We start from the raw sequence: 6,286 nt of genomic DNA on the forward strand, positions 1-6,286 counted from the left end.
TATTTAAGGAGACAATATGACCACGACTGCTATCGAAGAAGTAAATACCCGCACCGATCCCATCGATCGGCTGCGATCAACGATGTGTGCCACACGCATCAGTTTTGAATGGTTTGGTACGCGTAAATCCCTGACACGCGATCAGAAGACTCAGGCTGCCGAATCGTTTGGGGCTGAGGGGACCTTCCTGAGTGCGGGCAAGAAACTGCTGGATACGGGGCATCCCCGGTTTCGGGCCGTAAATGCGGTCCGTCAGCGTGTGCGATCATACTGGACTTCAATCAGCCTGTCTTTTCCGGAACCCGGGATACGGTTACTGCGACAGGATGCTCTGACTGCTTTTCAGGAGCAGATGCACCAGTTTACGGAAGAACTCAATGAGGCTGTTTCACAACTGGATGAACAATACCTGTCCTTGAAGTCAGCTGCCCGGGAGCGCCTGGGAAGTCTGTTCAATGACGACGATTATCCCTTGAGTATGATCGGTCTGTTCGAAGTTTCTTGGGACTTTCCCAGCGTCGAACCGCCGGATTATTTAAGACAGCTCAACCCGGAACTGTATGAGCAGGAATGCCAGCGCGTGCAGTCTCGGTTTGAGGAAGCGGTCAGGTTGGCGGAAGATGCCTTTCTGGGTGAACTCTCACAGTTGGTGTCGCATCTGACAGACCGTTTGAGTGGTCAGGCTGATGGCCGGCCCAAAGTATTCCGTGATTCCGCCATCGGTAACCTGCACGAGTTCTTCGAACGCTTCCGGTCGCTGAATGTGCGGTCCAACGAGCAGCTGGATACTCTGGTAGCCCAGTGTCAGGGAATTGTGCAGGGTATCCAGCCCCAGGAATTGCGTAAACGCGGCGAACTCCGTCAGCAGGTCGCTTCTGAACTGTCGGGAGTTCAAGCCGCCTTGGATGGACTTTTGATTGATCGTCCGCGGCGACAAATTATCCGAACTCCCAAGTAAGGGAATCAACATGAAACTCATGATCTCACCACTGGGGACGGTGTACTGCGTTTACTCAGAATCCATTGACCTGGCAACCCTCGGTCGACTGGCCATTTCACGTGGCTCTTATGTCGAACCAAATGCAGCTGGTCAGTGGCTGGTAGATTTGTCACCGGTCAATGGCCCCCAGTTGGGACCATTCGCGCAGCGGAGTGCAGCCCTGGAATTCGAAACGAACTGGCTGGAGCAGCATTGGTTGCCATCAGATACCAGTCCCTGAGAAGTGACTACTTAATTGACTACTGGTTTGCCCCGGTCTCGCAGGTTTGTTTCCTGCAGGATCGGGGCTTTTTTTGTTTGAACATTTTCATATTGAAGGAGACAACTGATGAAACAGGCAGACTTAAATCGAGCCGTTGCTCTGGCAACTGGCGAAAGCATGTCGACAGTGAAACGTCTGGGTTTTTTACTGGCAGGGCCTGACGAAGCCATTGATCCTGCGGCAGAAGAGTCAGGCCCCTATGTGATCGACTGGGATGAACTGGAAACCAATCGACTGAATTCCGAGCGACAAGGGGCATGCCATGAACCCGTGGTGGCCTGATCTTCAAATGAGCGAATGCTGTCGAACTGTCCCAGAGGACCTCAGTGCACGATCGAATGCGAAGTCTGTCCTGCGTCAAACGTTGCACGCCGGTCGCATCAAGGGACGACGTGGTGTGAAAGGTAATACACGCCGCAGGAAACGACGTCGTAAACGATGGCCGCTCACATAAACAAGCACTGAATATTTTTAACCAAATTTAATCAAAAACGGAAAGCCTTTTATGAAACTTTTATTGATCAACAACGATGGCGGTGGGTTCGCTGATTATATCGATGTCCCCGCAGGAACCACGGTCGCACAACTCTTCGAACAGAAGATGGGGGATGCAGAAGCACGCGATTACTTGATTCGCGTGAATCGCCAGCCATGTCCCCCAAACCAGCGGCTACAGGACGGTGATCGGATTTCGATCACTCCCACAAAAATCGAGGGGGCGCGGTCCTAGCTTTTTGTATTTCCACAGGTTGTCGGGGCTTTGTTCCCGACAGCCTGTTCTGGAATCACCTATTTGAAAGAGGAGACAATGAAACATCCACGCAAACGATACTGGCGGACAGCCAGTCGAATTTATCAGCGTCTGGTATCAGAAGACTCTGCGACACAATTAAAACTGCCTTTCGAAGACTGGTGGCACTGTGATCGATTGATTCGGAAACGTCAGCGCGCACAACACAGGGGTTGGAATTTGGCTGTCTTAAAACTGGAACGAGAACTGAAGACTGGTGTTGCTCAGTTGATTCAACAACTGACAACTCTACATGGTGAATTGTCGTCTGGTTCATCACAGCAGCAGATCTCTTCCGTTAGAGAACTCTATGCAGAGCTGCTGGCTTTAGAAGATGAATTTGGTGAACTAAAGTTTGATCTCCGTGAGCAAACCATTTCTGTTATCACAGAACCGATTCAACTGGAGTCCGTCTATCTGGGACCATTTGAGATTTGTCTCCACTACGGAAACCCGAACACGGATGGATCACTCCATTATCGAGTGATTGCCAGAGACCCCAATCCGGCGATCACCAATGACAGTGTCACGCATCCTCACGTGCAGTCTGAAGTTGTCTGTGAAGGGGAGGGACGGCTGGTTATACGCCGGTCACTGGAACAGGGGCGGTTGTTTGATTTTTTCACGATGGTGGCCAGTCTGCTACGAACTTATAACCCCGACAGTCCCTATGTGGCGCTCAGTGAATGGGACAGCGTTGAATGTACCGAGTGCGCTGATGTAATTGCGACTCACCAACAGACACTCTGTGAAAACTGTGAAATCACACTCTGCACAGAGTGTGCTAAGGATTGTTCGGACTGTGAATGTCCGTTTTGTCATGAGTGTTTGTCGCACTGTGATAGCTGTCATGGCGACTGCTGTTCGTCCTGTCTGAAACAGTGCGTTCAATGTAACGCCGACTGTTGCCAACGTTGTTTACTAGAAAATGAAAGGTGCTCTGACTGTGATGAAGAAGAACTCGAAGAAACAGAGGAAGAATTACCGGAAACCCAGGCCTCAACAGCAAACCCGGTTGCCGCAACTCCGATTCAGCCCGACTGCCTGGGCGAAACTGTTGTACCTGCGTGAATATGGTGACACCGAAGTCGGTGGTTTCGGGATTACTTCAGAGGACGATTTGCTGTTGGTGCAGGACCTGCAGTTGGTGAAACAGACTTGCTCGGTGGCTCATGTGGCTTTTGACGATGAGGCGGTTGCGAATTTCTTTGACGATCAGGTGGATGCAGGTCTTCGCCCTGAACAGTTTGGGCGGATCTGGATTCATACGCATCCGGGTGATTGTCCGTTACCCAGTCCGACTGATGAAGCAACCTTTGAGCGTGTCTTTGGTCGATCCGACTGGGCCGTGATGTTCATCTTAGCGCGGACAGGACAAACATATGCTCGGTTAAAATTCAATGTGGGACCCAAGGCTGAGTTCGAGATCCCAGTGAAACGGGATTACACTCAAACATTTGCTGGATGTGATCCAGAGCGTTGGGAAGATGAATATTTAAACTATGTGCATCCGCAACACAAAAGTCGTCTTGGCCAGTCTGCATTTGATCTGGTCGCAGACTTGGACTGGGAAGAAGACTGGCTCTTTGCGGAAACTGAATTGAAAGGAGAACAAATTTGAATACATTAAATGTGACTACGGATCGTTTTCAAAGACAGAGTGATCTGATCCCAGCGGAACGGCTTTCCCAGGTTTCGGCAACCGTGATTGGCGTGGGAGCCATTGGTCGTCAGGTGGCCCTACAACTGGCGGCGATCGGGATACCACGGATTCAGCTGATTGATTTTGATCAGGTTGAGTTAACGAATATCACGACACAGGGATATCGGTGTCAGGATCTGGGACAGTCTAAAGTGGACGCGACGGCCAGAGCCATCCAGGAGCTTGATGAATCGATTCAGGTGAGGGTGACTTCCGATCGGTTTCGTCCATCTGTGCCCGTTGGCCAGGTAGTCTTCTGCTGCGTCGATTCCATTTCCGCACGGTCCGCAATCTGGCGGTCCGTCAGCAAACAATGTGAGTTCTGGACAGATGGAAGAATGCTGGGAGAAACAATCCGGATATTGACAGCAACTCAGCATCATGGAATGAAACAGTATGAAGAAACACTCTTTCCACAAAATGAGGCACAGACCGGAAGCTGTACCTCACACAGTACGATTTATGCAGCCAGCATTGCTGCCGGCCTGATGCTACATCAATTCACTCGCTGGTTGCGAGATATTCCTGTTGATTTTGATACCACCTTCAATTTTCTTGCTGGTGAAGTATACGTAAAATGAAGTTTAAAATGAGCAGACATATTAGAGAAATGCAAACAGAAATGACATGGGATCTCGGGCCACCTGCAGTGGTGGCCCGAGATCCTTATTTTTAGCTATCAGAGAAGTGATCGAAAGTTTTCCAATTCAGAGCACAATTTCTGCAGAAATTTGAAACAGAATCAGTTCGACTAATGGCTGCAGAATCTTTCCTTTCTCAATCGAAACGCAAAAGAATGTAGGACAGTCGAACAAGAAAGGTGACGAAATATTCTCTCGATTCTTGAAATTAATCTTGGGTAAAGGTCACGCTAATTATTAGTCGTATCCGAAATGCCAGTACATGAGTACGTGGCCTTACGCGGTATGAACTGGCACCGTAAAGTACGCCAATCCGCCGGCGAGCCAGCCCGAAACCATTCCAACCGGTAACATTCCTGTGGCCACTCGATGCTGTATCTTATTCGCTCTCCATCACGCCCACAGTAAGAGGACGACGCCCCCCAGAAGAAATGCAATTAGAACGTGGACCAGTGCTGGATACAATCCTCATGGTTTTGGGATAATATAATTCAGAATGTCTTCCGCTTTCCGATGAATTCATTTTGATCAATACTCATTACTTGTACAATTGCGCTTGTCGCAATCGTAAGGCGTTGCCGATGACCGAAACTGAGCTGAGACTCATTGCAGCTGCAGCGATCATAGGATTCAACAGAGCCCCCATTCCAAAAAATGGAACCAGTACGCCACTGGCAACGGGCACTCCAAGCATATTGTAGATAAATGCTAAAAACAAATTCTGACGGATATTGCGCATAGTGGTACGGCTCAATCGGACAGCTTTGACAATGCCACGCAGGTCGCCTTTCACTAATGTCACACCGGCACTTTCGATGGCTACATCCGTGCCTGTCCCCATTGCAATACCTACGTCAGCTTCAGCGAGCGCGGGTGCGTCATTAATACCATCGCCAGCCATTGCCACTTTGCTACCATTTGTTTTCAGTGCTCGAATTCTCGCGTATTTGTCTTGTGGACTAATGCCTGCTTCCACTTCGTCGATGCCAAGATTCTTGGCCACTGCCTGCGCTGTACGCTCGTTATCGCCGGTGAGCATAATAATTCGTAACCCCAAATCGTGTAGTTCTTGCACAGCGTCGGGAGTCGAAGCTTTAATGGGATCAGAAACAGCCAGTAGTCCTGCGAATTGTTCATTAACAGCAACAAACATAACTGTATGACCATCGTGCTGCAGCGTTTCTGCACGTTCTCGCATTGTCTCAATGTTACGAACTCTTTGATCGACAAGAAAGTCAAGTTTGCCAATCAAAATACTCTTGCCCTTAACCGTTCCTGATACTCCCCCTCCTGTAGTAGAATCAAACTCATCAACTGTTGCCAAGTCAATTCCTTTCTCCCTGGCAGCATCGGTAATGGCACGGCCCAGTGGATGTTCGCTGTTTTGTTCGACGGCTGACGCGTATTCCAACAGTTCCTTTTCTGAAAGGGTCTCCATAGGAATGCACTCGGTGAGTTTGGGACGACCTTCTGTCAGTGTACCTGTTTTGTCAACAACAATCGTATCGACCTGCTCCATGATTTCTAAAACTTCGGCGTCTTTGATCAGAACACCTTCTTTTGCGCCACGGCCGATGCCAACCATGATTGACATCGGCGTGGCCAGGCCCAACGCACAAGGACAAGCGATGATGAGCACTGCCACAGCATTGATCAATGCAAACCCCAGCCGCGGTTCTTCTGGTGACAACCATGCCCAAACAACAAATGTAACTAAGGCAATTAAGACTACTGCGGGGACGAACCAGCTTGCTACCATGTCTACAATACGTTGGATTGGTGCTCGGCTGCGTTGAGCGTCAGCAACCATCTGCACAATTTGTGATAGTACAGTATCCTCACCTACATGTTTTGCTCGCATTTGGAACGAACCAGTCTGATTCACCGTGCC

General features: G+C 49.6%; 8 protein-coding genes. 7 read left to right on the plus strand and 1 reads right to left on the minus strand.

What is annotated here, in order from left to right; genetic code table 11:
* Positions 1 to 16: 16 nt before the first annotated feature.
* From AAC022_RS17785 to AAC022_RS17815, 7 genes are all read left to right on the plus strand, one after another.
* Positions 17 to 958: a hypothetical protein gene (locus tag AAC022_RS17785; protein WP_339733235.1), complete on the plus strand. Its 942-nt coding sequence runs from the start codon at positions 17 to 19 to the stop codon at positions 956 to 958.
* 10 nt (positions 959 to 968) lie between these two features.
* Entirely contained in the window at positions 969 to 1,220 is a 252-nt protein-coding gene (locus AAC022_RS17790) for a hypothetical protein (protein ID WP_339733236.1), read from the plus strand.
* Positions 1,221 to 1,328: 108 nt separating this feature from the next.
* The gene (locus tag AAC022_RS17795) at positions 1,329 to 1,544 is read left to right on the plus strand and encodes a hypothetical protein (RefSeq protein ID WP_339733237.1); all 216 of its coding nucleotides are present in this window, start codon (positions 1,329 to 1,331) and stop codon (positions 1,542 to 1,544) included.
* 223 nt (positions 1,545 to 1,767) lie between these two features.
* Positions 1,768 to 1,992: a MoaD/ThiS family protein gene (locus AAC022_RS17800; protein ID WP_339733239.1), complete on the plus strand. Its 225-nt coding sequence runs from the start codon at positions 1,768 to 1,770 to the stop codon at positions 1,990 to 1,992.
* Between the two features lie 78 nt (positions 1,993 to 2,070).
* The gene (locus AAC022_RS17805) at positions 2,071 to 3,123 is read left to right on the plus strand and encodes a hypothetical protein (protein ID WP_339733240.1); all 1,053 of its coding nucleotides are present in this window, start codon (positions 2,071 to 2,073) and stop codon (positions 3,121 to 3,123) included.
* The gene (locus AAC022_RS17810) at positions 3,068 to 3,673 is read left to right on the plus strand and encodes a hypothetical protein (protein WP_339733242.1); all 606 of its coding nucleotides are present in this window, start codon (positions 3,068 to 3,070) and stop codon (positions 3,671 to 3,673) included. Before AAC022_RS17805 ends, AAC022_RS17810 begins: the two co-directional genes overlap by 56 nt.
* Positions 3,670 to 4,335, plus strand: coding sequence for a ThiF family adenylyltransferase (locus tag AAC022_RS17815; protein ID WP_339733243.1), 666 nt, complete (start codon positions 3,670 to 3,672; stop codon positions 4,333 to 4,335). Before AAC022_RS17810 ends, AAC022_RS17815 begins: the two co-directional genes overlap by 4 nt.
* Positions 4,336 to 4,933: 598 nt before the next feature.
* On the opposite strand, the gene AAC022_RS17820 is transcribed toward AAC022_RS17815, so the two are convergent.
* Positions 4,934 to 6,286: heavy metal translocating P-type ATPase (locus AAC022_RS17820; RefSeq protein WP_339733245.1), on the minus strand; the 1,353-nt coding region annotated here is incomplete at its 5' end.

Source organism: uncultured Gimesia sp., from assembly GCF_963976445.1.
Lineage (GTDB): Bacteria > Planctomycetota > Planctomycetia > Planctomycetales > Planctomycetaceae > Gimesia.

What these genes read in the sequence shown, in the direction of transcription:
- AAC022_RS17795 (WP_339733237.1), top strand. Translation starts at nt 1,329, where the DNA reads ATGAAACAGGCAGACTTAAATCGAGCCGTTGCTCTGGCAACTGGCGAA.
- AAC022_RS17785 (WP_339733235.1), top strand. Translation starts at nt 17, where the DNA reads ATGACCACGACTGCTATCGAAGAAGTAAATACCCGCACCGATCCCATC.
- AAC022_RS17800 (WP_339733239.1), top strand. Translation starts at nt 1,768, where the DNA reads ATGAAACTTTTATTGATCAACAACGATGGCGGTGGGTTCGCTGATTAT.
- AAC022_RS17805 (WP_339733240.1), top strand. Translation starts at nt 2,071, where the DNA reads ATGAAACATCCACGCAAACGATACTGGCGGACAGCCAGTCGAATTTAT.
- AAC022_RS17790 (WP_339733236.1), top strand. Translation starts at nt 969, where the DNA reads ATGAAACTCATGATCTCACCACTGGGGACGGTGTACTGCGTTTACTCA.